The following is a 24,701-nucleotide window of genomic DNA, read 5'->3' as shown; positions in this document are numbered from 1 at the left end:
CAGTACAGCTCAGGATTCTTACGTATCGTTAGCGGATGTGAGGGAGGACCTTCCGCTGGACCAGGTACGGACGCTGCTCGCGGTGGTCGACGAGGGGACGTTCGACGCGGCGGCCGCCGCGCTGCACGTGACGCCCTCGGCGGTCAGCCAGCGGGTGAAGGCGCTGGAGCAGCGCACCGGGAGGGTGCTGCTGCTGCGCACCCGCCCGGTGCGGCCCACCGAGTCCGGCGAGGTGCTGGTGCGGCTGGCCCGGCAGGTGGCCCGGCTGGAGCGGGACGCGTACGCGGAGCTGGGCCTGAGCGGCGCCGGGGAGCCCACGCGGGTGTCGGTCGCGGTCAACGCGGACTCCCTCGCCACCTGGTTCCTGGACGCCCTGGTCCGGCTGCCCGTCCGGTCCCGGCTCTGCTTCGAACTGCGCCGGGAGGACGAGTCCCGCACGGCGGCGCTGCTGCGCGAGGGGACGGTGATGGCCGCGGTGACCTCCTCACCCGACCCGGTGCCGGGCTGCTCGGTGCGGCGTCTGGGGACGATGCGCTACCTGCCGGTGGCGCACCCGGAGCTCGCCGCGGAGCTGCTGAGGGAGCCGCTGGAGGAGTCGGTGGCGGCGGCGCCGGTGGTGGTCTTCGACCGGCGGGACGACTTCCAGGACGGGTTCGTGCGGCGGCTGACGGGCGGCCGCACCGGGGCGAGCACCCTGCGCCATCACGTGCCGACCTCGGAGGGGTTCGCCGAGGCGGTGGCCGCCGGTCTCGGCTGGGGCATGGTGCCGGAGGCGCAGGCGGTGCCGCTGCTGCGGGCGGGCCGGGTGACGGTGTTCGCCCCGGACCGGGCGGTCGACGCGCCCCTGTACTGGCAGCAGTGGAAGCTGGACTCCCCCGCCCTCGCGGCGGTCGCGGACGCGGTCACGAGGACGGCGGCCCGGGCTCTGCACCACTGACCCCGAGGCCGGCGAGGTCCCGCTCCGCGCTCGACAGCAGCATGTCCAGCGCCGTGGGGTAGGCGCTCTCGACCATGCGGGCGGCGAGCAGCGGAGCGGTCTCGGCGATGCGCGGGTGGGTGGCGGCGGGCAGCCGGGCGTAGGTCGAGCGCCACATGTCCTCGTCGGCCCGCCGTGCCGCGTCGGGCAGCGCCAGGAAGGCGGCGTCGAGGGCGGCGAACGCCAGCGTGGTGTCGATGAAGGCGTGGTAGACGCGGACGGTGTCGGTCGGCGGGAAGCCCGCGGTGCGCAGCACGTCCAGCACCGCCTCGTCGGCGGCCAGTTCGCCGGCCCGGCCGGACACCCGGCTCGCGGTGAGGACCGCCGCCTGCGGGTGGGAGACGTAGGCGGCGTGGACGCGCAGGCCCAGGGCGCGCAGGTCGTCCCGCCATCGCCCGGTGGGCCGCCAGCCCTCCAGCGCCTGGCCGGTCAGCGCGTCGCCGATGGCGAGGGTGAGGTCGTCCATGCCGCGGAAGTAGCGGTAGAGCGTGCTCGGGTCGCAGTCCAGGGCGAGTCCCAGCCGGCGCGCGGTCAGGCCCGCGCTGCCGTGCTCCCGCAGCAGCCGCAGCGCGGTCTCGACGATCAGCCGCTCCGACAGCACCACCCCGCTCTTCGTCGGCCTGCGCCGTCGCCGCCGCTCCTCGGGGACCACACGCTTGGCCATCGCCGCTCCTTCCGCTCCCCGTCCTTATGCCAACGCCATTGACCTTATGTCGCGGCGCGGCGTTCCATCACGCCAGGGGCCTTGCGGAAGGTTCCGGATTCGTGCGGATCCATGAGGAGGGAAGGGAGTGCTCCGTCATGCGCGTACTGCTGGTGGGAGCGGGCGGTGTGGGTACCGCCGTCACCCGGATCGCGGCCCGGCGGCCGTTCTTCGAGCTGATGGTGGTGGCCGACCACGACCCGGCCCGGGCGGAGGCGGCGGTCGCGGCGCTGGGCGCGGACGGCGACCGGTTCCGTGCCGAGCGGGTCGACGCCGGCGACGAGGCGCAGGTGACGGCGCTGCTCGGGCGGCACGGCTGCGACGTGCTGCTGAACGCCACCGACCCCCGCTTCGTGATGCCGTTGTTCCGTGCGGCGCGGGCGGGCGGCGCCGCCTACCTCGACATGGCGATGTCCCTGTCCCGCCCGCACGGCGAGCGGCCGTACGAGGAGTGCGGGACCAAGCTGGGCGACGAGCAGTTCGCGCAGGCCGCCGAGTGGGAGGAGGCCGGGCTGCTGGCGCTGGTCGGGATGGGTGTCGAGCCGGGTCTGTCGGACGTGTTCGCCCGGTACGCGGCCGACGAACTCTTCGACCGGATCGAGGAGATCGGCGTCCGCGACGGCGCCGACCTCACGGTGGACGGCCACGGCTTCGCGCCGTCCTTCAACATCTGGACCACGATCGAGGAGTGCCTCAACCCGCCCGTGGTCTACGAGAAGGACCGCGGCTGGTACACCACCGAACCCTTCAGCGAACCCGAGCTGTTCGACTTCCCCGAGGGCATCGGCCCGGTGGAGTGCGTGAACGTGGAGCACGAGGAGGTGCTGCTGATCCCCCGCTGGGTGGACGCCCGCCGGGTCACCTTCAAGTACGGCCTGGGCCGTGAGTTCACGGACACCCTCCGCACGCTGCGCCTGCTGGGCCTGGACCGCACCGAGCCGGTGACCGTGCCCGGCCCCGACGGCCCGGTGCGGGTCTCCCCGCGGGACGTGGTCGCGGCCTGCCTGCCCGACCCGGCCACGCTCGGCGACCGGATGCACGGCAGGACCTGCGCGGGCACCTGGGTGCGGGGCACCAAGGACGGGGCACCGCGCGAGGTGTACCTGTACCACGTGGTCGACAACCAGTGGTCGATGGGCGAGTACGGCTGCCAGGCGGTGGTGTGGCAGACGGCCGTCAACCCGGTCGTCGCGCTCGAACTGCTGGCGACCGGCGCCTGGTCCGGCGCGGGTGTGCTCGGCCCGGAGGCGTTCCCGCCCCGTCCGTTCCTGGACCTGCTCACCGCGTACGGATCGCCGTGGGGCCTGCGCGAGCAGTGACCGTTTCCACGGATCCCGCTGTTTCGCGGCGGATCGACAGGTCACCCGAAAGGAGCAAGGCATCCGAAAGGGTGCGCATCGACTCCGGACGCAGGTGACTTTCGATGGACAACTGGCGGCACAGCGCGGCCTGCCGGACCGAGGACCCCGAGCTGTTCTTCCCGATCGGCGCCTCCGGGCCGGCCCTGTTGCAGACCGAGCAGGCCAAGGCGGTCTGCCGGCGCTGCCCCGTGCGGGAGCAGTGCCTGACGTGGGCCCTGGAGACCGGGCAGTCCATCGGTGTGTGGGGCGGCACGAGCGAGACGGAACGCCGCGCGCTCAAGCGGCGCATCGCGGCCCGCCGTTCGTCGGGCCGGGCCTGACGGCCGCGGCGGACGGTGCCGCGTGACGGCGAGGGCGTGATCCGCGCGGGCCCCGGGCGAGAGCGCCCGGCGGTCAGCGGTTGGCGCGGCGCAGTGGCCCCCAGGGATGCTCCTGGCGGGCCACTTCCGTGTGCGCCTCCTCGATGACGTCGTCGGCGATCCAGCACAGCGGGCGCACATCGGTGACCAGCGGCTCGTTGTCCGGGCCGCGGCCGGTCTCGCGCCCCTTGAGCACCCAGGGCCGGATGTCGGCGCCCTTCTCGCGCGGCAGGTGCTCGTAGTCGTACAGCCGACGCGCCACCCAGAGGGCCGGCGAGCGGCCTCGCCACCATTTCTCCACGTCGAGCGGGTTCGCGGACAGTCCGGGCATGGCCACGCCGGTGAGGTCGTCGATGCTGGACACCGCGTGCAGGTCGATCGCCGGCCCCCGGGACCAGCGGACGTACAGTCCCCGGTCGCGCTCCACCAGCGCGGTGAGCTCGGCGAGCGTGCCGACGACCGGCAGGTCGTCCTCGGCCTCCATCCGTCACCTCCCGGCGTCGCGTTCCAGGCGGACGGAGTACCCGGACCGCGCCGGAACGATGCAGGTGTCCCGTCCGCTTCCGCCGTCGTGCCCGGTCCCGTGCGCCGCAGTAGGCTCGCGGCGACTCCGGCGGAAGGGGCCCACCATGAGTGTGCGCGTGCGCCGCGCCTACGAACCGCCCGAGCCCGGCGACGGGGTGCGGGTCCTCGTCGACCGGCTGTGGCCGCGCGGCCTGGCGAAGGAGGCGGCCCGGGTCGACGAGTGGCCGAAGGGGCTGACCCCCTCCACGGAGCTGCGCCGCTGGTACCACGCGGGCGAGGGCGCCTTCGAGGAGTTCCGCGAGCGCTACGAGGCGGAGCTGGCCGCGCCGGAGGCGGCGGAGCTGCTGGAGCGGGTGCGGGAGCTGGCCGGGAAGGGGACGGTGACCCTGCTGACCGCGTCGAAGCGGCCGGAGCGCAGCCACGCGGAGGTGCTGGCGCGGCTGCTGACGGACTGAGGCGGACCGGCCCGTGGGCCGGCCCGCCTCCTGCCACGCCGGCCACACCCGCTACGCCGTCTGTGCGGCCGCCGCCCGCCCCGCCGCGCGCCCCGAGAAGAGGCAGCCGCCGAGGAAGGTGCCCTCCAGGGCGTTGTACCCGTGGACGCCTCCGCCGCCGAAGCCCGCGACCTCGCCGGCCGCGTACAGCCCGTCGACCGGGCTGCCGTCGGCGCCCAGCGCGCGGGAGTCCAGGTCGGTCTGGATGCCGCCGAGCGTCTTGCGGGTGAGGACGTGCAGCTTCACGGCGATCAGCGGACCGGCCGCCGGGTCGAGGATGCGGTGCGGGGTGGCGACCCGGCCGAGGCGGTCGCCGATGTAGCGGCGGGCGTTGCGGATGCCCTGCACCTGGGCGTCCTTGCTGTAGGCGTTGGCGAGCTGCAGGTCGCGCGCCTCGATCTGGCGCCGGACGAGGGCCGCGTCGAGCAGGGGCGCGTCGGTGAGGGCGTTCATCCTGTCGACGAGTTCCTCGACGGTGGCGGCGGTGACGAAGTCCGCGCCCTTGCGCAGGAAGGCGTCCACCGGGGCGGGGGCGCCCTTGCCGAGGACGCGTTCGCGGAGGAACCCGGCCCGGTCCTTGGCGGTGATGTCCGGGTTCTGCTCGGAGCCGGAGAGCGCGAACTCCTTCTCGATGATCTTCTGGGTGAGGACGAACCAGGAGTGGTCGTACGGGGCGATGTCCTCGGTGGTGCGCAGGTGCCTGAGCGTGCCGAGGGTGTCGTAGCCGGGCAGGCAGGGCTCGGGGAGCCGGCGGCCGAGGGCGTCGAACCACAGGGAGGACGGGCCGGGCAGGATGCGGATGCCGTGTCCCGGCCAGATCGGGTCCCAGTTCCGGATGCCCTCGGTGTAGTGCCACATGCGGTCGCGGTTGACCAGGCGTACGCCCGCGCGGGCGCTGATGTCGAGCATCCGCCCGTCCACGTAGGCGGGGACGCCGGTGACCATCTCGCGCGGCGGGGTGCCCAGCCGCTCGGGCCAGTACCGCCGGACGATGTCGTGGTCGGCGCCGATGCCGCCGCTGGTGACGATCACGGCCTGGGCGGTGAGTTCGAACGCGCCGATCGCCTCGCGGCTGGAGGCCACGCCGCGCGGCGCGTCGTCCTCGGCCAGCACGGTGCCGCGCACCCCGCGCGCGGCGCCGTTCTCCAGGACCAGCTCGTCGACGCGGTGGCGGTGGTGGAAGGTCAGCAGTCCGTCGCGCGCGGCCTCACGGGCGTACCGCGTGAAGGGGGCGACGACGCCGGTGCCGGTGCCCCAGGCGATGTGGAAGCGGGGCACGGAGTTGCCGTGACCGCCGGCGCGCAGGTCGCCGCGTTCGGCCCAGCCGACGGTGGGCAGGAAGGTGATGCCGTGGCCGTCCAGCCAGGACCGCTTCTCCCCCGCCGCCCACTCGACGTAGGCGCGCGCCCAGCGCCGCGCCCAGGAGTCCTCGTCGTCGAGCCGGTCGAAGGCGGCGCTGCCCTGCCAGTCGTTCCAGGCCAGCTCGAAGGAGTCCTTGACGCCGAGGCGGCGCTGCTCCGGTGACCCCACCAGGAACAGCCCGCCGAACGACCAGTAGGCCTGGCCGCCGAGGTTGGCGGCGTTCTCCTGGTCGACCAGGGCGACCCTGCGGCCCCTGCCGGTGAGTTCGTGGGCCGCGACGAGGCCCGCGAGGCCCGCTCCGACGACGATGACGTCGGCATCCATGGCGACCGTCCCTTCCTTGTCCGTCCGGAGACTTCATCCGGTGAGCAGCGCGGTGAGCAGGTGTTTCAGCCAGACCCGGGCGCGTTCGACGTCCCGGTCCAGCAGCAGTCGGACGGTGACGCCGTCGTAGGCGGCGATCACGGCGTGTGCGGCGCCCTCGGCGTCGCCGAGCACGGCGGGCAGTCCGGTGTGGCCGCGGGCCCGCTCCAGCCGGTCGGCGACGGCCCGCCGCAGCCGCGCCCGGTGGTCCAGCAGCGTGTCCGCCGCGCGGGGGTCGCGGGCGGCGTGCACCAGGAAGTCGGTCTTCACCAGCAGCCAGTCGCGGTCCAGCAGCAGCACCTCGGAGACCCGGTCCACGGCGGCGGCCACGTCGAGGTCGGGTCCGTCCGAGGCGAGGGCGCCGGAGACCTGCTCGGCGATCAGGTCGGCGCGCTGGGCGCAGAGCGCGAAGAACAGCTCGTCGAGGCCGGCGAAGTTGGAGTAGAAGGCGCCGCGGGTGTAGCCGGCGGCCTCGCAGATCTCCTCGATGGAGACGTGGCCGAAGCCCTTGGCGGCGAAGACGGTGAAGGCGGCGTCCAGCAGGTTGGCGCGGGTGCGCTGCCGGCGCCTGGTGACGCGCCCGGTGCCGGTGTCCGCCATGCCCTCCCCGCTCCCGCCGTCCGGTACGGGAACGTATCCGATACAGCGGTGTATCGGACAGCCCCCGGAGCAGGGCGATCGCCGGACCCGGAGCACCCTAGAACGCACTTTCGATTCTGGATACGCTGCTCCCATGAGCACGCACCGCCTCCCGGCGCTCCAGGGCTCGCTCTTCGACCAGGACGACGAGCTGCGGCTCGGCCCGCTCGACGGGGTGCGCCGCACCGCACTCGGCCGGGGCGCCTGGATCGACCTGCTTCCCGGCTGGCTGCACGGGTCCGACGCGCTCTTCGACCACCTGGCCGCCGAGACCCCCTGGCGGGCCGAGCGGCGCCAGATGTACGACCAGGTCGTGTCCGTGCCCCGGCTGCTGGCGTACTACGGCATCAGCGCCCCGCTCCCCCACCCGGTCCTCACCGCGGCCCGCGACGCCCTGAGCGCCCACTACGCCGAGGAGCTGGGCGAGCCGTTCGCCACGGCCGGGCTGTGCTACTACCGCGACGGCCGGGACAGCGTCGCCTGGCACGGCGACCGGATCGGCCGGGGCGCCCACGAGGACACCATGGTCGCCATCCTGTCCGTGGGCGCGCCCCGCGACCTGCTGCTGCGGCCCGTCGGCGGCGGCGAGACCGTGCGCCGCCCGCTGGGCCACGGCGACCTGGTCGTGATGGGCGGATCGTGCCAGCGCACCTGGGAGCACTGCGTGCCCAAGAGCACCAAGGCCGCCGGACCGCGGATCTCCGTGCAGTTCCGCCCGCGCGGGGTGAACTGACCCCGGCGGAACCCCGGCTCGGCCGGCCCCGGCGGAAGCCTGTCCTCCTCCGCCGGGCCTCCCCCGCACCGGATCCGCCCGGACCACCGCCCGCGCCCGCCCCCGATCTGCTTTCCTGTGCGCGTGCGACCGGCAGGGGACGACACACACGCGAGGTGGTCATGAAGGCGACGGTGCGACAGGTGGCGGATGGCACGTATCTGGTGCACGGCACGAACACGAACTGGGTGATCCTCACCGAGGGGGACGCCGTGACCCTGATCGACACCGGCTACCCCGGCGACCGCGAGGGGCTGCTCGGCTCGCTCGCGGAGGTGGGCGCCGCGCCGGAGGCGGTGGCGGCCGTGCTGATCACCCACGCGCACAACGACCACCTGGGTTCCGCCGAGTTCCTCAGCGCCGCGTACGGCACCCCGGTCCACACCCACGAGGAGGAGGTGCCGCACGCCCGGCGGGACTTCCTGCACCAGGTGACCGTGGCACGGGTGCTGCGCAACGGCTGGCGTCCCGGCGTGCTGCCGTGGGCCGCGCACGCCCTGCGCGCCGGCGGCACGGCGAACGTGGCGGTCACCTCGCCCCGGCCGTTCCCGGACCCCGGCGACGGGCAGCCGCTCGACCTGCCGGGCCGGCCCGTCCCCGTGCACACCCCCGGCCACACCGCCGGGCACTGCGCCTTCCACCTCCCGCACGTCGGGGCGGTGGCGTCCGGCGACGCCCTGGTCAGCGGGCACCCCGTCTCCCGCGTCGAGGGCCCGCAGATGCTGACGGACATGTTCCACCGGGAGCGCGCCACCGCCGTGCGGTCGCTGGACGTGCTGGCCGGGCTGGACGGCGACCTGCTGCTGCCCGGCCACGGCCCGGTCCACCGGGGGCCGGTGCGGGACGCCGCCCTGCTGGCCCGCGAGCGCGCGCAATAGGCTGGAGCGACGATCAGCCGCGAGACGAGGACACCGCCGCCATGGCACTGCAGATCAACGCCACCAACCCGGAGCACCCCGCGCTCCTGTTGGAACTGCCGTGGCACCTGCCGCTGGAGGAGTGGCCCGAGGAGTACCTGGTGCCGCTGCCGCGCGGCATCTCCCGGCACGTGGTGCGCTACGCCCGCGCCGGCGACGAGGTGATCGCGGTGAAGGAACTCGCCCGGCGTCCCGCGCTGCGCGAGTACGAACTGCTGCGCGACCTGGACCGGCTCGGCATACCGGCGGTGGACCCGCTCGCCGTGGTGACGGGCCGCACCGGCCTGGACGGGGAGCCGCTGGAGAGCGTGCTGGTCACCCGGCACCTCGGCGGCTCCATGCCGTACCGGTCGATGTTCGAGACGACGCTGCGGCCGGCCACCATGCACCGGCTGATGGACGCGCTCGCCGCGCTGCTGGTGCGGCTGCACCTGACCGGCTTCGCCTGGGGCGACTGCTCCCTGTCCAACACCCTGTTCCGGCGCGACGCGGGCGCCTTCGCCGCCTACCTGGTGGACGCCGAGACCGGCGACCTGCACCCCGAACTGACGCGCGGCCAGCGGGAGTACGACCTGGACCTGGCGCGGGTCAACATCAGCGGCGAGCTGCTGGACCTCGAGGCCTCCGGCGCGCTGCACCCCTCCGTCGACCCGATCGACTTCGGCACCGAGATCTGCGGGCGCTACCAGGACCTGTGGAAGGAGCTGACCCGCACCTCGGTCTACCCGGCCGGCAAGCACCACTACATCGAACGGCGCATCCGGCGGCTGAACGCACTCGGCTTCGACGTGGCCGAGATGCAGATCGAGCACGCCTCCAACGGCGACACGGTGACGTTCGTGCCGAAGGTCGTGGACGCCGGGCACCACCAGCGTCAGCTGCTGCGGCTGACCGGTCTGGACGCCGAGGAGAACCAGGCCAGGCGGCTGCTGACCGACCTGGAGAGCTGGATGGCCACCCAGGACGACTACGCCCCGGACGGCCCTCCCCCGAGCTCTCGGCTTCGCTCGAGCGGAGGGGACGCCCATGGCGCCCGTCCGGAGGTGCTCGCCCACCGCTGGGTGCGCGAGGTGTTCCGGCCCACCGTGCGGTCCGTGCCGCCCGAGCTGCGCGGGCAGATGGACCCCGCGCAGATCTACCACGAGCTGCTGGAGCACCGCTGGTACCTGTCCGAGCGGGCCCAGCACGACATCGGCCTGGAGACCGCCGTCGAGGACTACATCCGCACGGTGCTGCCGAAGCGGCGGGAGCCGCTGCGGGCCGCGGAGGAGTGAGCCGGGCCCGCACCCGGGTCAGGCGGGCGGGACGACCGCCACCGGGCAGTCCGCGTGGTGCAGCACGCCTCCCGCCACGGAGCCGATCCGGGCGCCCACGGCGGAGCGGCGGGCGCGGCGGCCGACGACCATGAGCTGGGTCCCGCCCGACACCGACAGCAGCACCTGCCCGGCGCTGCCCATCTCCACGTGCTCCACGACGTGCACGTCCGGGTAGCGCTCCCGCCATGGCGCGAGGGCGGCCGCCAGGTTCTTCCGCTCGAAGGGCTCCAGACCGCCGGCCTCGTCGAGGAGCTGGAGGGAGGCGGGGCTGTAGGAGAACACCGGCGGCAGGGTCCAGGCGCGTACGGCCCGCAGGGTGGCGCCGCGCCGGGCCGCGGTCTCGAAGGCGAAGCCGAGCGCGGCGGCGCTGTCCTCCGGGTCGCCCTCCTGCCCGACCACGATCTCGTGCCCGGCCACTTCGTCGGAGGCCTTGTCGCCGGCCCGGACGAACACCACCGGGCACCGGGCGTCGACGATCACCTGCTGGCCCACGGAGCCCACCAGGAAGCCCATGATCCGTCCGTGCCCGCGCGAGCCCAGGACCAGCATCTCGGCGCCGGCCGCCGCGGCGGTCAGGGTCTCCACGGCGTCGCCCTCCAGCACGTCCGTGGTGACGTCGAGGCCGCTGTGGTGGTCGCGGACGGCGCGCACCGCCTCCTCGGCCGCCTCCCGCACCCACCGCTCCTGGGCGGCCCGGTCCCCGGTGTCCACCGCGTCGTTCGACTGGAACCGCCAGGCGTGCACCACTGTGAGCGGCAGTCCCCGGCGGACCGCCTCCCTGGCCGCCCAGGCCAGCGCGGCGAGGCTCTCCTCGGTGCCGTCGATCCCTGCCGTGATCGGGCGCGTCATGCCGTTCCTCCCGGTGTCGTGTTCCTGCGCGGTCCAGTCTTCCCTACGGGACCGCCGCCCCCGCACCGCGGTCACCTCGTACGACGCCCCGCGGTCCCGCCTTCCCGCGCGGGGCCCGCGCAGGCACGCGCGCCCGGCCCTGACACGGGCTCGGCCCGCCGCGCCGGGGATCCGATCACGCCGTGGGGACGCGGGGCACCGCCCGCCGAGGCCGCGCGGACGCGCGGCGCCGGGAACCCCGGGCCCCCGCCCCTCGTTGTCCGGACACCCCCACACCGGTCGGACGATGACGAACAGGGCGGTGTCATGAGCGAATTGGTCCCCGGCGGCAACATCCCGCTCCCGGGCGGTGCGGTGACCGTCCGGGTGCCGGGGCCGTTCGACGTGTCCGCGCTGATCACGGACGACGGCCGGAAGGTGGCCGGGGACGCGGACTTCGTCTTCTACAACCAGCCGTCCGCGCCGGGCGCGCGGCTCGGCGGCGACACGCTCGTCGTCCACCCGGCGGCGCTGCGCGCGGGCGCCACCCGGGTCACGGTCGCCGTCAGTCCCGAGGAGCCCGGCACCCCGCTGAGCGCCCTGCCGGCCCCCGTGCTGGAGGTCACCGGCCCCGGCGGGCGCGCCCTGGCCCGCTTCCGCCCGCCGCGTCCCGACCGGGAGACGGTGCTGCTGCTCGCGGAGATCTACCGGCGCGGCGACGGCTGGAAGCTGCGCGCCCTCGGGCAGGGGTACGCGGACGGACTGGCCGGTCTCGCGCGGGACTTCGGCGTCGACGTGGAGGACGACGAGGGCGCCGTGTCCACCCGTACCGCCCCGGTCGTCACCGGCAGGGCGCCGGTGAGCCCCGGCACGGCGGCCCGGTCCGCCCCGCGGACGCACCCGGCCGTCCCGCCCCGCCCGGCGGCCCCGCCGTCCGCCGGGGACGACTTCCTGGCCCTGGTCAACTCCGCGCGGCAGGCCGCCGGCTCCCCGCCGGTGACGCACGACGGGCGGCTGGCCGCGGCGGCCCGGGAGCACGCCCGGTCGATGGCGCGCGGCGGGCGTCCCGGCGTCGAGGGCCCGGACGGCGTGTCGGTGTACCAGCGCGTCGTCTCCGCCGGGTACCCGTACCTCACCGTCGGCGAGCACCTGGTCTCCGGACCGTTGTCCGTCGACCGGTTCGTCGGCCACTGCCTGCGCCACGAGGCGGCCCGCCGCACGGTGTGCGACCCGGCGTTCGCCCACGCCGCCGTGGCCTCCTGCGAGGGCGGCGGGGCCACGTACTGGACGGCGCTGTGGGCGCGTCCGCTCACCCCGGAGGGCCTGGACCGCACGGTGGCGGAGGTCGTCGACCTCACCAACCGCGAGCGCGCGCGGGCCGGGCTGCCCCCGCTGTCCCGCGACCCGCTGCTGACCGCGGCCGCGCAGGCGCACAGCGCCGACATGGTGGCGCGTGACTTCTACGCGCACACCGCGCCGGACGGCGGCAAGCCCTGGGACCGGGCCGCCGCCGCGGGGTCCCGCTGCCGGGCCGTCGGCGAGAACATCGCGTGCGGGCAGCGCTCGGCCGCCGAGGTGGTGCGCGGCTGGATGAACAGTCCGGGGCACCGGGCGAACATCCTCAAGCCGGAGTTCACGCACATCGGCGTCGGCTTCGCGGGCGGCGGCCGGGCGGGCACGTACTGGACGCAGCTCTTCGGCGGCTGACCGCACGGCCCGCTCCCGTGCCGTGCCGTACGGGCACGCTCCTGGCGGTGGCGGCTGAGGCCGGGCGAGGATGGCCCCATGAAGGGTGATCTGTTTTCCAGTGAGCACATGGTGCGGCCGGCCACGGCCCCGGGCATGACGGTGGAGAACGCCAAGTGCCTGCGCTACACCGTCGACGGCGAGATGCTCGCCCGCCAGGGCGCGATGGTCGCCTACCGCGGCGACCTCCGGTTCGAGCGCAAGGGCCAGGGCGTGGGCGGGATGCTCAAGCGCGCGGTGACCGGTGAGGGACTGCCGCTGATGGCGGTGCGCGGGCAGGGCGAGGCCTGGTTCGCGCACGAGGCGCAGAGCTGCTTCCTCGTGGAGGTGGAGCCCGGCGACGAGTTCACCGTCAACGGCCGCAACGTGCTGTGCTTCGACGCCACGCTGTCCTACCGCATCTCCACCGTGAAGGGCGCCGGCATCACCGGCGGCGGCCTGTTCAACAGCGTCTTCACCGGGCACGGCCGGCTGGGCCTGGTCTGCGAGGGCAGCCCGCTGGTGATCCCGGTGACCCCGCAGAGCCCGGTGTACGTGGACACCGACGCGATCGTCGGCTGGACGGCGGGCCTGTCCACCTCGCTGCACCGCTCGCAGTCGCTGGGCTCGATGCTGCGCGGCGGCTCGGGCGAGGCCGTGCAGCTGGTGCTCCAGGGGCAGGGGCACGTCGTGGTCCGGCCGAGCGAGGCGCCGCCGCACAAGGCGCAGCAGCACTGAATCCCGTTGACCCCGGCCGCCCGCCGGGTGAGGCTGGGGCACGGCGCGGATCACGCCCCCCGCGCCGGAGAGGTGACAGTCGTGATCGAGATCGCCGACATCGAAACCGCGGCCGAGCGGATCGCCGGGCACGTGGTGCGCACCCCGGTCGTGCCGAGCCCCGGACTGTCGGCACTGCTCGGCGTGCCGGTGACGGTCAAGCTGGAACTGCTGCAGCGCACCGGGTCGTTCAAGGTGCGCGGCGCGGCGGCGAAGCTGCTGGCGTTGAGCGAGGCCGAGCGGGCCGCCGGGGTGGTCGCGGTGAGCGGCGGCAACCACGGCATCGCGCTGGCGGTGACGGCCGCCGCGCTCGATGTGAAGGCGACCGTGGTGATGCCGCGTTCGGCGCCCGTGCGGGCCGTGGAGATCGCGCGGGCGTCGGGCGCCACGGTGCGGGTGACGGACGACATGGACGGGGCGTTCGCCCTCACCGCCGAGCTGCGGCAGGACGGTCTGACCCTGGTCCACCCCTTCGACGACCCGGTGGTGATCGCCGGTCAGGGCACCGTGGGCCTGGAGTTCGCCGAGGACGCCGGTGAGCTGACCGACGTGCTGGTCAGCATCGGCGGTGGCGGCCTGATCTCCGGGGTCGCGGCGGCCCTGCGCGCCCGGCGGCCCGGGGTGCGGGTGTGGGGCGTGGAGACCGAGGGGGCGCAGGCGATGTCCGAGGCGCTGGCGGCGGGCGGCCCGGTGCCGGTCGCGCTCACGTCGATCGTCTCCACCCTCAGCGCGCCGGCCGTGTCGCGGCTGACGTACGACCATGTCGCGGAGCTGGTCACCGAGGTGCTGGTGGTGCCGGACCGGGAGGCGGTGCGGGGCTCGCTGGACCTGGCGGACCACGCCAAGGTGTGGGCGGAACCGGCCGCGGGCTGTCTGCTCCCGGCCGCCCGCCGGGTCCTGGAACGGGTCGGCGAGGACGCCCGCCTGGGGCTGGTGGTGTGCGGCGGCAACGCCACCACCGCCGACATGGCGGCGTGGACGGACCACTTCTCCCTGCGCTGAGACCGGCGGCGCAGGGCGGCGTACGGCGCCGCACGAAAGACGTCGCGCCCGGCGTTGAACGCACCGGCCCCTTCCCCGCGTATCAGGGGGGACCGAAGTCAGCGGTTCGACGAGGGATCACCATGGGCTGGGCGCACGCCTCCACCGGCCGGCCGGTCGCCGGCCGCTACCGGCTGGTCGAGATCACGCACCGCGAGACCAACCGGGTCAGCTGGTACGCCGACGACCTGCGGACGGGACGGCCGTGCCTGGCCACCCGGGTCGAACTGCCCGCACAGGCCGCGGAGGGCGTCCGCCGCGCGCCCTCCCGTGTCCTGCGGGCCACCGAGAACGTGGCCCGGCTCTGCCCGGACCGGATCGCCGGCGTCGTCGACGCGGTCGTCGAGGGCGGCTGCCTGTGGACGGTCACCGCCTGGATCGACGGCACCCCGCTGGACGAGGTCCTCCTCCAGCAGGGCGCGTTCGCGCCCGCGCGGGCGGCGCGCTTCGCCCTGGACCTGCTCGACGTGCTGGACGCGGCGCACGCGGAGGCCGTCACCCACGGCGAGCTGAGCCCCGGACAGCTCTACCTGCGCGAGACCGGCCCGATGGTCGTCGCCGGCTACGGGGTGGCCGGCACCACGTCGGCGCCCCGGCTCACCGCCCCGTCGTACGCGGCGCCGGAACAGGCGCGGAACGAGCGGGTCGGCCCGGCCGCCGACCTGTGGGCGCTGGGGGCGATCCTCTGCACGATGCTGGAGGGACGCCCGCCGTTCCGGGACCGGGGCAGGGTCGCGGCCACCCTGCGCGGGGTGGACCGGCTGCCGCCGCGCCCGCCGGTGCGGTGCGGGCCGCTCACCGGGGTCGTCACGGGACTGCTGCGCAAGGAGCCCCGGGAGCGCCCGAGCCGCCAGGCGGTCCGGGACGCGCTCACCCGGGTGCTGCGCGACGCCCCCGACGCGGGTCCGGCGCCGGAGGAGGCATACGGGCCGGCGCGGCGGGGGCGGAAGCGGAAGGGCGTGCTCGTCGGCGCGCCGCTCGCGGTGGTCACGGCGGCGGCGGCCGTGGTCGCGGCCACGACGGGGCTGCCCGGCGACGACCGCGCCGACGGCGGCCCCACGGCGTCGGCGTCCGCGACGGCCGCAGGGGCCGGGGCGGCGGAAGGGGCCGGGGCGGCCGGAGGGACCGGTGCCGGGAAGGCGCCGAGCGTCCCGCCGTCGCCCGGAACCGCCTCGCCGGACCCGTCCGGCACGGCCTCGCGGCCCCCGGCCGGCCCCGGCGCCCTGCCCCCCGGTTACCGCGCCCACCGGGCGCCGGAGGGCTTCTCCGTCGTCCTGCCCGAGGGCTGGGAGCGGCAGCGGACCTCGCGCGCCACCCGGCTGTCGTACCGCGTCACGTTCGGCTCCGACGACGATCCGCGCACCCTGGCCGTCACCTACAGTGAGCGCGTGGGGCCGGACCCGGTCGCCGTGTGGCGGGACACGGTGGAGCCGGGGCTCGAACGCACCGGCGCCTACCAGCGGATCGGCGCCGTCCGGGCGACCACGTACCAGGGCCGCGAGGCCGCCGACATGCAGTGGACCACCACGTACGACGGCACCCGTGTGCGCACCTTCGGCCGCGGCTTCCTGCTGGGCGGCGGACGGGGCTTCTCGCTGCGCTGGACCGCCCCGGCCGCCGGCTGGACGAGCACCGGCAACCAGGAGGCGCTGCGCACGGTCCTGCGGACCTTCCGGCCCGGTGCGGGCGGCTAGCCGCGCGGGGCGCGCAGCGCGCGCAGGGGCCAGGGGACCAGCGGGGTGGTGAGCCAGTGCGCGCGGAAGGTGCGGCCGACGAGGGAGCAGGTGACGCGCAGCCGGTGCGGGGTCTCCAGGAAGGCGATGTCCGTCGTGAGGGTGTCCGCGCCGGTCCAGCCGCCGGTGACGGCCACCGGCACCGCTCCCTCGGTGACGGTCCAGTCCGCGCCGGTCCAGCGGGCGGCCAGCCGGTGGCCGTCCTCCTCGAGGGTCAGCGTCCAGCCGCCGTCGTCGTCCGCCGTGAGCCCGGCGGCGGTCAGCTTCGGCTGCTCGGCGCAGAGCCCGCCCTCCGGGGCGAACACGGCCCCCGACCAGTCGCCGGTCCGCCCGGCCGGGGCGGGCGCGCCGTCCGTCGCCGGCAGGGCGAGGCGCTCCATGCGCTCGCGCAGGGCCGCGTCCTCGGCGTCCCGCCCGGTCAGCGGTGCGGGGCCGAACGCGGGCAGCAGGTGCTGCCACACCAGCTCGAGGTAGCGCTGCATCCGCTCGGTGGCCGACGTCGCGGCGATCACCGCGTCGTGCTCGGGCAGCACCAGGCAGAACTGGCCGTAGGCGCCGTCGCCGCGGAAACCGTGCCTGCCCCGCCAGAACTGGTAGCCGTACCCCTGGTCCCAGTCGGGCCGGTCGCCTGCGCCCATGGCCCCGGCGGTGGCGATGTGGGCGCGCGTCGCGCGCCCGGCCCAGCCCTCGGGCAGCAGCCGCTCGCCCTGCCAGACGCCGTCGTTCAGGTACAGCAGACCGAGCCGGGCTATCGCGTCGGTGGTGGTGTGCAGGCCGGCGAAGCCGATGTCACGTCCGGCGCGGTCCCGGGACCACAGCGCCTCGCCGATGCCCAGCGGGTCGAACAGCCGGGGCCGCAGATAGTCGACCAGGGTCTGCCCGGTGACCCGCTGCACGATCGCGCCGAGGGTGTAGGTGCAGGGCTGGTTGTAGGTGAACAGGGTGCCCGGGTCGTGCTGCGGCGGCTGGAGCAGGAAGCCGCGCACCGGTTCGGCCGGATCGGCGCCGAACGCCTCGTCGACGGTCTCGTGGTCGTGCCCGCTGGCCATGGACGCCACGTGGCGCACCAGCATCGACCGGCTGCGCGGGTCGGTGATGTCGGCGTCGATCTCCGGGAAGTACGACAGCACGGGGGCGTCGAGGTCGATCAGCCCCTCCGCCTCGGCGAGCCCGGCGGCGGTCGAGGTGAAGCTCTTGCTGAGCGAGTACAGCAGATGCGGGCGCGCGGGGGTGTAGGGCGCCCACCAGCCGGAGGCCACGGTCCGGCCGTGGCGCACGATCACCAGGCCGTGCGGCTCGATGTCCGGGTCGGCCTCGAGGGCGTCGAGGAAGGCGTGGACGCCGGACGCGTCGACGCCCTGGGTCGCGGGGGCGGCGGTCGGAAGGGGGCGCTGGGTCATGGGGGCATCCTGCCCGGGTCACGGGCGGGTGATCCACCGTTTCCGCCGGTCGCCGTGGGGGACCCGGACGTCATGGTGCGAATCGGGTACACGATGATGACCGAGCAGGCCGGGCCGCGTGAGCTCGTCGAGCACGTGGTGCGCGCCGAGGAGGCGGGCTTCGACTTCTCGGTGACCTCGGACCACTACTTCCCGTGGCTGGCCGAGCAGGGCCATGCGCCGTACGCGTGGAGCGTGCTGGGCGCGGCCGCGCAGGCCACCTCGCGGATCCCGCTGATGACGTACGTGACGTGTCCGACGATGCGCTACCACCCGGCGGTGGTGGCGCAGAAGGCGGCGACGATGCAGCTGCTGTCGGGCGGCCGGTTCCGGCTGGGGCTGGGGTCGGGCGAGAACCTCAACGAGCATGTGGTGGGCGGCGGCTGGCCGCCGGTGGACGTGCGCCATCAGATGCTCGAGGAGGCGGTGGAGATCATCCGCGCGCTGTTCGAGGGCGGCCATGTGAACCACCGGGGCGAGCACTTCGACGTGGAGTCGGCCCGGCTGTGGGACCTGCCGGACCAGCCGCCGCCGATCGGGATCGCGGTCTCCGGGAAGCGGTCGTGCGCCCTCGCGGGCCGCCTGGCGGACCTGGTGATCGCCACCGAGCCGAAGCCGGAGCTGCTGGAGGCGTTCGACCGGCACGGCGGCGAGGGCAAGCCGCGGGTGGGCCAGCTGCCGGTGAGCTACGACCCGGACCGGGACACGGCGGTGGAGCGGGCGCACGCCCAGTTCCGCTGGTTCGGCAGCGGCTGGAAGGTGAACTCCGAGCTGCCGCACCCGGACTCCTTCGCGTCGGCGACCCAGTTCGTGCGGCCCGACGACGTCGCCGCGTCCATCCCGTGCGGCAGCGACCCGGAGGATTTCGTCGAGGCGGTACGCCCGTACGCGGAGGCCGGGTTCACCGAGATCGCCCTGGTGCAGATCGGCGGCGAGTCGCAGCCGGCGTATCTGGACTGGTCGGAGAAGACGCTGCTGCCGGCGCTCCGGGAGGCCTTCGGCCGTCCGTCCGTCCCCGGCCGGTGACGGATTCACCCGGAGAGCTGAGCATCTCGCGGAGATCCGGGGTACTAGAGGGCTCTACGCCGCTCGTCGCTACGTCCCGGAGGCGCCTCGTGAACTCGTTCGTGCACAAGACCCTGGTGGTGGAGCTCCAGGCGGGCGACACGGAACGCTTTCCCGTCCTCGCCCACCTCAGCTACGACCCGACGGACCCGTTCGCCATGACCGCCGTCTTCACCCTCGACGGCCGGGTGCTGGCGCGCTGGCAGCTGGACCGGGAGATGGTCGCCGACGGGCTGACCCGCCCGGTCGGCATCGGCGACGTGCGGCTGCGTCCGGAGGCCCGCGGGGTGGGGCGGGAGCTGCGCATGGAGTTCCTGGGCGAGGCGCGCGCCGACGGCGGCCGGCACCACGCGGTGGTGTTCGCCTGGGCGGAGGCCGTCGGGGAGTTCCTGGCCCAGACCCACCGGATGGTGCCGCCGGGCCGCGAGGAGGTCCGCGTGGACGACTTCCTCGCGGACGTCTTCGCCGGGAGCTGAACGGGAACCCGCCCCGCGCGGGTCAGCGTGTGGTGTGGCGGTGGCGGGCCCATATCGGCAGCGCGAACCAGCACAGCAGGTACCAGCACACCACCCCGGCCACCAGGTACGGCACGAAGTCGTCGTGGGTGGCCACCCGCAGGATGAGCAGCAGCGAGGAGCTGGTGGTGACCAGCAGCAGCGCGAGTCCCAGCAGGGTGAGCCGTGAAGCCCACTGCACCGCCTCGGGCTTGATGCGCCGTCCGCTGACGAGCCGGTGCAGCGACACCGGTCCGATCAGCGCCCCGGTCGCGCAGGCGCCCATCACCACCGTGACGATGTAGATGGTCTTGTCGGTGCCGGACAGGTCCTCGTAGGTCGGGGTGAACACGACCGTCAGAAGGAAGCCGAACAGGATCTGCACGCCCATCTGGGCGACGCGGACCTCCTGGATGAGCTCGGTCCACATCCGGTCCGCTCTCTCGTCCTCGGTCTCGTTCCGCCCCCGGCGTCTGGTCTCGCCCCGCTCCGCGTCCGGCACGCTGCCTCCTTCGGTCGTCTCCCCCTCCGGTTTCCCCGAAAAGGGACCCTCCTCCCCCCGCCGGTTTGGCGGGCGCGGGGCACGGTTACACGGTCGGCGACACGACCAGGCCGGAGGAAAGTGGGACACATGTCGGACACCCAGCTCACCGTGACACTCAGCGGCGGGGACGCCGAGGACGCCCGGGCGGTCGTCGGGGCGCTGGAGGGCGCCTTCGGGCCGCCGCAGGAGCGGCCCTCGGACACGGACGCCACCGTCCGCATCGCGACGTTCGGCGGTGAGGGCCGGGGCACGGGCGCGGGGCGGACGGACACGCGGCCCCTGTCGGAGCCGGTGACCGTCACCGTGCAGGGCACCCCGGAGGCGGTGCTCCGGGCGAGCGACGCGCTGTCGCGGTCCTTCACGACCCGCGACCAGGGCGCCGCCGCCGGCGACCAGGAGCAGGAGCGGCAGCTTCTCCTCGAGTCCTGACCGGCCGTTCCCGCGCCTCCCGCCCCTCCGGGGAGGCCCGCCGCTCCGTTACCAGCGGCCCTCCACCTGTTCCCGGATCCGCCGGTCGTACAGGTCGGCGATCGCGGTGAGGGTGGCGTCGGACAGCTCCGGCAGTCGGGCGGCGGCCGCGTTGGCGCGGGCCTGCTCGGGCGAGCGGGCGCCCGGGATGACGGTGGTGACGCCGGGCTGCTGGACGATCCAGCGCAGCGCGAGCTGGGCCGGGGTGTACCCCTCGGGGGCCAGCGCGGCGAACTCGGCGGCGGCCTCGACACCGGTCGCGTAGTCCACGCCGGAGAAGGTCTCGCCCTGATCGAAGGCCTCGCCGTGCCGGTTGAAGGTGCGGTGGTCGTTCTCCGCGAAGACGGTGTCCTTGGTGTACTTGCCGGACAGCAGGCCCGAGGCGAGCGGGACGCGGGCGATGATGCCGACGCCGGCCTCGCGTGCGGCCGGGAGCACCTCGCGCAGCGGCTTCATGCGGAACGGGTTGAGGATGATCTGCACGCTGGCCACGTGGGGGCGCGTGAGGGCGGTCAGCGCCTCGGCGCAGGTCTCCACGCTGACGCCGTAGGCGGCGATGCGCTCCTCCTCGACGAGGGTGTCGAGGGCGTCGAAGACCTCGTCGGTGGAGTAGACGGGGGTGGGCGGGCAGTGCAGCTGCACCAGGTCGATGCGGTCGACGCCCAGGTTGCGCCGGGAGCGGTCGTTCCAGGCGCGGAAGTTGTCCAGGACGTAGTTCTCCGGGATCTGGTCGACGCGGCGGCCCATCTTGGTGGCGACCAGCACGTGCAGGTCCGGCCGTCCGCTGAGGAACGACGCGATGGTCTGCTCGCTGCGCCCGTCGCCGTAGACGTCGGCGGTGTCGAAGAAGGTGACGCCCGACTCGGCGGCGGCCTCCAGGACCGCGAGGGCGTCCTTGTCGTCGACGTCGCCCCAGTCGGCGCCGAGCTGCCATGTGCCGAGGCCGATCACGGAGGCGTGCTGTCCCGACCTGTCGAAAGTGCGCTCTTCCATGACGGTCAGTGTGTCATCCGTCCCGGACGGGCGACCGGCGGCTCCCCGTCCGGGCCGTTCAGGCGGTCAGGGCCGTCCGGCACTCGGGGTGGCCCCAGCCCTTGTCGTTCTTGGCGATGGGCTCGCCGGCCGCGTACGACCGTCCGCACGGGCAGCGCCCGGGGAACTTGGCCTTGATGGTGCGCGCCGAGGATCCGCCGGGGCGCCGGGACGTCCTGGCCCCGCCGGAGGCCCGGCGGGCCGTGCCGCCCGCCGGGCGCGGGGCGGACGGCGGCGGCTCGGGGGAGCCCTGGGCGCTGCCGGCGTCCTGCTGGGCGGAGGCCGCCTGGCTGGCGGCGCGGTCGGCGAAGTCGTTGAGCCGGTCGCCGTCGACCTGGTGGGCGGGGACGTAGCGGAACTCCACCGGGCGGTCCTGCAGCAGCCCGTCGATGCGGACCACGAGCTCCTGGTTGGCGACCGGCTTGCCGGCCGCGGTGCGCCAGCCGTTGCGCTTCCAGCCGGGCAGCCAGGTGGTGACGGCCTTCATGGCGTACTGCGAGTCCATCCGCACCTCGAGCGGCACGGTGGGGTCGGTGGCCGCCAGCAGCCGCTCCAGGGCGGTGAGTTCGGCGACGTTGTTGGTGGCGGTGCCGAGGGCGCCGGCCTCCCAGCGGTCCGGAGTCCCGGAGTCGTCGGCGACCACCCAGGCCCAGCCGGCGGGCCCGGGGTTTCCCTTCGAGGCCCCGTCGCACGCGGCCACCACACGTTCACCCATGCGCCCGATCATGCCATGGCCGGGCGGGTGACCCGGTTCCGCTCCGTCGAGGGCGGTGGTCCTCGGCATCTCCCCCGTCGTGGCGGTGAGGCCGACGGCCGAGAAGTCCGCGCCCCGCCGGCCGCCGACCGCCGCGAACCGCCCGAACGGCGAGTCCACGGGCCCGAGGCGCAGCGCCCCGCCGGGGTCGCGGGCGGGACGCACCGTGCCGTGGCCGGCCGCCCGCACGGGCTCCATGAGCGGTTCGCCGCCGTGGTCGCGGATGCGGTCAGCGGTGGCGGAGGCGTCCCGGACGGCGACGAAGAGGCACCACGGGGAGGTGCCCCCGGGGACGCGACGGGTGGGCGGAGGGGCCGGGTGCCGGGAGCGTGCCCGGCCCCCGGCCGTCCTCACGCCTCGCCCGCGTACGCCTTCTCCAGCTCCGCGAGGTCCAGCTTGCCCATCGTCATCATGGCCCGGAACGCCCGGTCGGCCTTCTCCCGGTCCGGGTCGCCGATCATCTTCGTCAGCCGCTTGGCGTTGACCTGCCAGGAGACGCCGAAGCGGTCCTTGAGCCAGCCGCACGGGCCGTGCTCGCCGCCGCCCTCGACCAGCTTCTCCCAGTAGTGGTCGATCTCCGCCTGGTCGTCGCAGTCGAGCTGGAAGGAGATCGCCTCGGTGAAGCGGAACTCCGGCCCGCCGTTCAGGGCGACGAACTTCTGCCCGTTGGCCGTGAACTCCACGGTGAGGACGGAGCCGTCCTCACCGCCGGGGGTGGCGCCGGTGTTCCGGACGACCTCGCCGAGCTCTGAGTCGCCGAAGACGGAGACGTAGAACTGCGCTGCCTCCTCGGCCCGGCCGTCGAACCAGAGGCAGGTGGTGAATCCGCCGGTGTCCATGAGTACCTCCCGGGTGCGGTCCCCGCGTGGATACGCGGTCACCGGTGCAGACCGTCCGCGCCGGCGAAACTCATCGGTGCGCGCATCGGCCGTCACGGGCCGCCCGGATCCGCTCCGCCCTGGGCGGATCTGCCGCGGGCAGAGATTCCCCCGGCGGCGGGCGCGGCGGGCCGACAGTGGACGCACGCGGCCGTCCGGCCGTGTTCCGACGAGCCATCACGGGAGCGTCCATGTCACCCCTCACCGCCGGCCCGCGGCCGGCCCCTCCCCGGGCGGAGGACGGCGACACCCCGCCGAGCCGCTTCGACGACCACCTCGCCGCCCAGCTGCTCGCCCAGCGGATCGTGCTGCTCGGCACGCAGGTCGACGAGGTGTCCGCGAACCGCGTGTGCGCGCAGTTGCTGCTCCTGTCCGCCGAGGACCCGCGCACCGACATCAGCCTGTACATCAACAGCCCCGGCGGTTCGGTCCACGCGGGGCTGGCCGTCTACGACACGATGCGGCTGATCCCCAACGACGTCTCCACCCTGGCCATGGGCTTCGCGGCCAGCATGGGGCAGTTCCTGCTCTGCGTCGGCACGCCCGGCAAGCGCTACGCCCTGCCGAACGCGCGCATCATGATGCACCAGCCCTCGGGCGGCCTCGGCGGGACCGCCGCCGACATCGAGATCCAGGCGGAGAACCTGGAGTTCACCAAGCGGACCATCGAGCGGATCACCGCCGAGCACACCGGCCAGACCCCGGAGACCATCTCCCGGGACGGCGACCGGGACCGCTGGTTCACGGCCGAACAGGCCCGTGCGTACGGAATGGTCGACCGGGTGCTGGACTCGCTGGACGACGTCCGCCCGGCGGCCTCACGACCCAGGATGGGACTGCGGTGATGGGGACGTACACGATTCCGAACGTCGTCGAGCGCACCGCGCGCGGCGAGCGGTCCTACGACGTGTTCAGCAGGCTGCTGGCCGAGCGGATCGTCTTCCTGGGCACGGAGATCGACGACGGCGTCGCCAACGTGGTCGTCGCGCAGCTGCTGCACCTGGAGTCGGAGGCCCCGGAGAGCGAGATCGCGGTCTACCTCAACTCCCCCGGCGGCTCGTACACCTCGCTCATGGCGATCTACGACACCATGACGTTCGTGCGGGCCCCGGTCTCCACGTTCTGCGTGGGGCAGGCGGCGTCCACGGCGGCCGTGCTGCTGGCCGGCGGGGACCCGGGGCGGCGGTTCGTGCTGGAGCACGCGCGGGTGCTGCTCGGCCAGCCGGCCGCCGGCGGAATGCGGGGGACGGCGTCCGACCTGGCGCTGCGCGCGAAGGAGATGACGCGGATCCGCGCGCAGGTCGAGGAGGTGCTGGCCCGGCACACGCACCACGACGTGGCGACCCTGCGGGCGGACATGGACCGCGACAAGGTGTTCACCGCGCGGGAGGCCGTGGCGTACGGCCTGGCCGACGAGGTGCTGACCCGGCGGCCGGCCCTCGTCTGAGCGGCCGCCGGGCCGTGCGGCACCTCCCGCTCAGGCGGCCAGGCAGAGCCCGTCGCGCGCGGAGCCGTTCCGCACGGAGCGGGTGCGGACGGCGGACCGGCGTGCCGTGACCCGGACCAGTTCCGCGTGCGTACGGGCGAGCAGGTCGCCGAGGCCCAGGCCGAGCGCCCCGGCGGCGGCCGCGAGCACCTCCGAGGAGGCTTCCTTGCGGCCGCGCTCCACCTCCGACAGGTACGGCATGGAGATCCGGGCCGCCTCGGCGACGTCCTTGAGGGTCCGCTCCTGGGCCTGCCGCTCGGCGCGCAGCACGTCGCCGACGAGGTGCCGCCACAGCGGCTCCCTGGGCGCGGCGGGCGGGGCGCCCGGCGGGCCGGAGGCGGCCGGGCCGGGTCGCGGGGGAAGGACGCGGGCATCGTTCGGCGCGTGATCGGTCACGTCCTCAGCCTAGGAATCCCGCTCCCGGGGGCAAGGGAGCGGGATTCCGCCCTGAGTGAAGCGCGTCCGGCACGGTGCCGTCCCGCCGAACGGGGACCGAAAAGCGGAGGACATTCCTCCACCCCGGTGGTGCCGTGCCGCACCGGCCGCCGTACCATCGGACGACAGGCGTGACGGCCGGTGCGCACCGCGTCTCCCCGAGCGGCCCGGTGCTTTCCGGTCGCGGAGAAAATCGACGGGCATAGGTCCGCGGG

The 24,701-nt window shown here is 74.7% G+C and carries 27 protein-coding genes; 16 read left to right on the top strand and 11 right to left on the bottom strand.

The genetic code is table 11. The annotated features are described in order from the left end of the window. Positions 1-37: 37 nt before the first annotated feature. Positions 38-937 carry a LysR family transcriptional regulator ArgP gene (locus C1708_RS29890; RefSeq protein ID WP_106415607.1) on the top strand — a complete coding sequence of 300 codons (900 nt, stop codon included), beginning with the start codon at positions 38-40 and terminating at the stop codon, positions 935-937. Here C1708_RS29890 and C1708_RS29885 read toward each other — a convergent pair. Next, positions 903-1,640 (bottom strand): TetR/AcrR family transcriptional regulator, encoded by a 738-nt coding sequence (locus C1708_RS29885; protein ID WP_106415606.1) that lies wholly within the window; start codon positions 1,638-1,640, stop codon positions 903-905. The genes C1708_RS29890 and C1708_RS29885 overlap by 35 nt on opposite strands. A 137-nt stretch (positions 1,641-1,777) precedes the next feature. Here C1708_RS29885 and C1708_RS29880 point away from each other — a divergent pair, with 137 nt between their 5' ends. Further along, the gene (locus tag C1708_RS29880; protein WP_106415605.1) at positions 1,778-2,998 is read left to right on the top strand and encodes a saccharopine dehydrogenase family protein; all 1,221 of its coding nucleotides are present in this window, start codon (positions 1,778-1,780) and stop codon (positions 2,996-2,998) included. Positions 2,999-3,102: 104 nt separating this feature from the next. Then, positions 3,103-3,360 carry a WhiB family transcriptional regulator gene (locus C1708_RS29875; RefSeq protein WP_106415604.1) on the top strand — a complete coding sequence of 86 codons (258 nt, stop codon included), beginning with the start codon at positions 3,103-3,105 and terminating at the stop codon, positions 3,358-3,360. Between the two features lie 73 nt (positions 3,361-3,433). Here C1708_RS29875 and C1708_RS29870 read toward each other — a convergent pair whose 3' ends face one another. After that, positions 3,434-3,883: a DUF6098 family protein gene (locus tag C1708_RS29870; RefSeq protein WP_106415603.1), complete on the bottom strand. Its 450-nt coding sequence runs from the start codon at positions 3,881-3,883 to the stop codon at positions 3,434-3,436. 145 nt (positions 3,884-4,028) lie between these two features. Between C1708_RS29870 and C1708_RS29865 the strand changes: the two genes are divergently transcribed. Then, positions 4,029-4,379 (top strand): DUF488 domain-containing protein, encoded by a 351-nt coding sequence (locus C1708_RS29865; protein ID WP_106415602.1) that lies wholly within the window; start codon positions 4,029-4,031, stop codon positions 4,377-4,379. Between the two features lie 51 nt (positions 4,380-4,430). Here the strand turns inward: C1708_RS29865 and C1708_RS29860 are convergent, their stop codons facing one another. After that, a complete protein-coding gene (locus C1708_RS29860; protein WP_106415601.1) occupies positions 4,431-6,104 on the bottom strand; it encodes an FAD-binding dehydrogenase in 1,674 nt (557 codons plus the stop codon). A 33-nt stretch (positions 6,105-6,137) separates the two neighbouring features. Next, the gene (locus C1708_RS29855) at positions 6,138-6,743 is read right to left on the bottom strand and encodes a TetR/AcrR family transcriptional regulator (RefSeq protein ID WP_106415600.1); all 606 of its coding nucleotides are present in this window, start codon (positions 6,741-6,743) and stop codon (positions 6,138-6,140) included. A 133-nt stretch (positions 6,744-6,876) separates the two neighbouring features. On the opposite strand from C1708_RS29855, the gene C1708_RS29850 reads away from it, so the two are divergent. From C1708_RS29850 to C1708_RS29840, 3 genes are all read left to right on the top strand, one after another. Next, positions 6,877-7,515, top strand: a complete 639-nt coding sequence (locus tag C1708_RS29850) for an alpha-ketoglutarate-dependent dioxygenase AlkB (protein WP_106415599.1) — start codon at positions 6,877-6,879, stop codon at positions 7,513-7,515. A gap of 161 nt (positions 7,516-7,676) precedes the next feature. Then, on the top strand, positions 7,677-8,432 hold the full coding sequence (locus tag C1708_RS29845) for an MBL fold metallo-hydrolase (RefSeq protein WP_106416547.1): 756 nt from the start codon (positions 7,677-7,679) through the stop codon (positions 8,430-8,432). Positions 8,433-8,473: 41 nt separating this feature from the next. Next, entirely contained in the window at positions 8,474-9,745 is a 1,272-nt protein-coding gene (locus tag C1708_RS29840) for a DUF4032 domain-containing protein (protein WP_106415598.1), read from the top strand. A gap of 18 nt (positions 9,746-9,763) precedes the next feature. Here the strand turns inward: C1708_RS29840 and C1708_RS29835 are convergent, their stop codons facing one another. Next, positions 9,764-10,636, bottom strand: a complete 873-nt coding sequence (locus C1708_RS29835; protein ID WP_106415597.1) for a universal stress protein — start codon at positions 10,634-10,636, stop codon at positions 9,764-9,766. Between the two features lie 306 nt (positions 10,637-10,942). On the opposite strand from C1708_RS29835, the gene C1708_RS29830 reads away from it, so the two are divergent. The 4 genes from C1708_RS29830 (at position 10,943) to C1708_RS29815 (ending at position 15,852) form a co-directional block, all read left to right on the top strand. Then, positions 10,943-12,322 (top strand): CAP domain-containing protein, encoded by a 1,380-nt coding sequence (locus C1708_RS29830; RefSeq protein WP_106415596.1) that lies wholly within the window; start codon positions 10,943-10,945, stop codon positions 12,320-12,322. A 78-nt stretch (positions 12,323-12,400) separates the two neighbouring features. Next, the gene (locus C1708_RS29825; RefSeq protein ID WP_106415595.1) at positions 12,401-13,078 is read left to right on the top strand and encodes an AIM24 family protein; all 678 of its coding nucleotides are present in this window, start codon (positions 12,401-12,403) and stop codon (positions 13,076-13,078) included. A gap of 81 nt (positions 13,079-13,159) precedes the next feature. Further along, on the top strand, positions 13,160-14,119 hold the full coding sequence (locus tag C1708_RS29820; RefSeq protein ID WP_106415594.1) for a threonine/serine dehydratase family protein: 960 nt from the start codon (positions 13,160-13,162) through the stop codon (positions 14,117-14,119). A 122-nt stretch (positions 14,120-14,241) separates the two neighbouring features. Then, the gene (locus C1708_RS29815; protein ID WP_198602636.1) at positions 14,242-15,852 is read left to right on the top strand and encodes a serine/threonine protein kinase; all 1,611 of its coding nucleotides are present in this window, start codon (positions 14,242-14,244) and stop codon (positions 15,850-15,852) included. Here C1708_RS29815 and C1708_RS29810 read toward each other — a convergent pair. Continuing rightward, a complete protein-coding gene (locus tag C1708_RS29810; RefSeq protein ID WP_106415593.1) occupies positions 15,849-17,291 on the bottom strand; it encodes a serine hydrolase domain-containing protein in 1,443 nt (480 codons plus the stop codon). The two genes, C1708_RS29815 and C1708_RS29810, sit on opposite strands and share 4 nt — an antisense overlap. Before the next feature lie 72 nt (positions 17,292-17,363). Between C1708_RS29810 and C1708_RS29805 the strand changes: the two genes are divergently transcribed. After that, positions 17,364-18,356, top strand: coding sequence for an LLM class F420-dependent oxidoreductase (locus C1708_RS29805; RefSeq protein ID WP_106416545.1), 993 nt, complete (start codon positions 17,364-17,366; stop codon positions 18,354-18,356). Positions 18,357-18,445: 89 nt separating this feature from the next. Further along, the gene (locus C1708_RS29800) at positions 18,446-18,871 is read left to right on the top strand and encodes an SsgA family sporulation/cell division regulator (protein WP_106415592.1); all 426 of its coding nucleotides are present in this window, start codon (positions 18,446-18,448) and stop codon (positions 18,869-18,871) included. Between the two features lie 22 nt (positions 18,872-18,893). On the opposite strand, the gene C1708_RS29795 is transcribed toward C1708_RS29800, so the two are convergent. Continuing rightward, on the bottom strand, positions 18,894-19,391 hold the full coding sequence (locus tag C1708_RS29795) for a DUF6328 family protein (protein WP_106415591.1): 498 nt from the start codon (positions 19,389-19,391) through the stop codon (positions 18,894-18,896). Between the two features lie 129 nt (positions 19,392-19,520). Between C1708_RS29795 and C1708_RS29790 the strand changes: the two genes are divergently transcribed. Further along, complete coding sequence (locus C1708_RS29790) at positions 19,521-19,862, top strand: hypothetical protein (protein ID WP_106415590.1); 342 nt, start codon at positions 19,521-19,523, stop codon at positions 19,860-19,862. Positions 19,863-19,910: 48 nt separating this feature from the next. On the opposite strand, the gene C1708_RS29785 is transcribed toward C1708_RS29790, so the two are convergent. From C1708_RS29785 to C1708_RS29775, 3 genes are all read right to left on the bottom strand, one after another. Then, on the bottom strand, positions 19,911-20,894 hold the full coding sequence (locus C1708_RS29785; protein ID WP_106415589.1) for an aldo/keto reductase: 984 nt from the start codon (positions 20,892-20,894) through the stop codon (positions 19,911-19,913). A 58-nt stretch (positions 20,895-20,952) separates the two neighbouring features. Next, positions 20,953-21,660, bottom strand: a complete 708-nt coding sequence (locus C1708_RS29780) for a ribonuclease H family protein (RefSeq protein ID WP_106416544.1) — start codon at positions 21,658-21,660, stop codon at positions 20,953-20,955. 377 nt (positions 21,661-22,037) lie between these two features. Further along, positions 22,038-22,526, bottom strand: a complete 489-nt coding sequence (locus tag C1708_RS29775; protein ID WP_106415588.1) for a VOC family protein — start codon at positions 22,524-22,526, stop codon at positions 22,038-22,040. A gap of 230 nt (positions 22,527-22,756) precedes the next feature. Between C1708_RS29775 and C1708_RS29770 the strand changes: the two genes are divergently transcribed. After that, positions 22,757-23,410: an ATP-dependent Clp protease proteolytic subunit gene (locus C1708_RS29770; protein WP_106415587.1), complete on the top strand. Its 654-nt coding sequence runs from the start codon at positions 22,757-22,759 to the stop codon at positions 23,408-23,410. Then, on the top strand, positions 23,410-24,012 hold the full coding sequence (locus C1708_RS29765) for a ClpP family protease (protein WP_106415586.1): 603 nt from the start codon (positions 23,410-23,412) through the stop codon (positions 24,010-24,012). The genes C1708_RS29770 and C1708_RS29765 overlap by 1 nt, the downstream gene beginning before the upstream one ends. Positions 24,013-24,042: 30 nt before the next feature. Here the strand turns inward: C1708_RS29765 and C1708_RS29760 are convergent, their stop codons facing one another. Next, the gene (locus C1708_RS29760) at positions 24,043-24,447 is read right to left on the bottom strand and encodes a helix-turn-helix domain-containing protein (protein ID WP_106415585.1); all 405 of its coding nucleotides are present in this window, start codon (positions 24,445-24,447) and stop codon (positions 24,043-24,045) included. Between the last annotated feature and the right edge of the window lie 254 nt (positions 24,448-24,701).

It is taken from the genome of Streptomyces sp. DH-12, from assembly GCF_002899455.1.
Lineage (GTDB): Bacteria > Actinomycetota > Actinomycetes > Streptomycetales > Streptomycetaceae > Streptomyces.
This window is presented reverse-complemented; position numbering and strand designations above follow the sequence as displayed.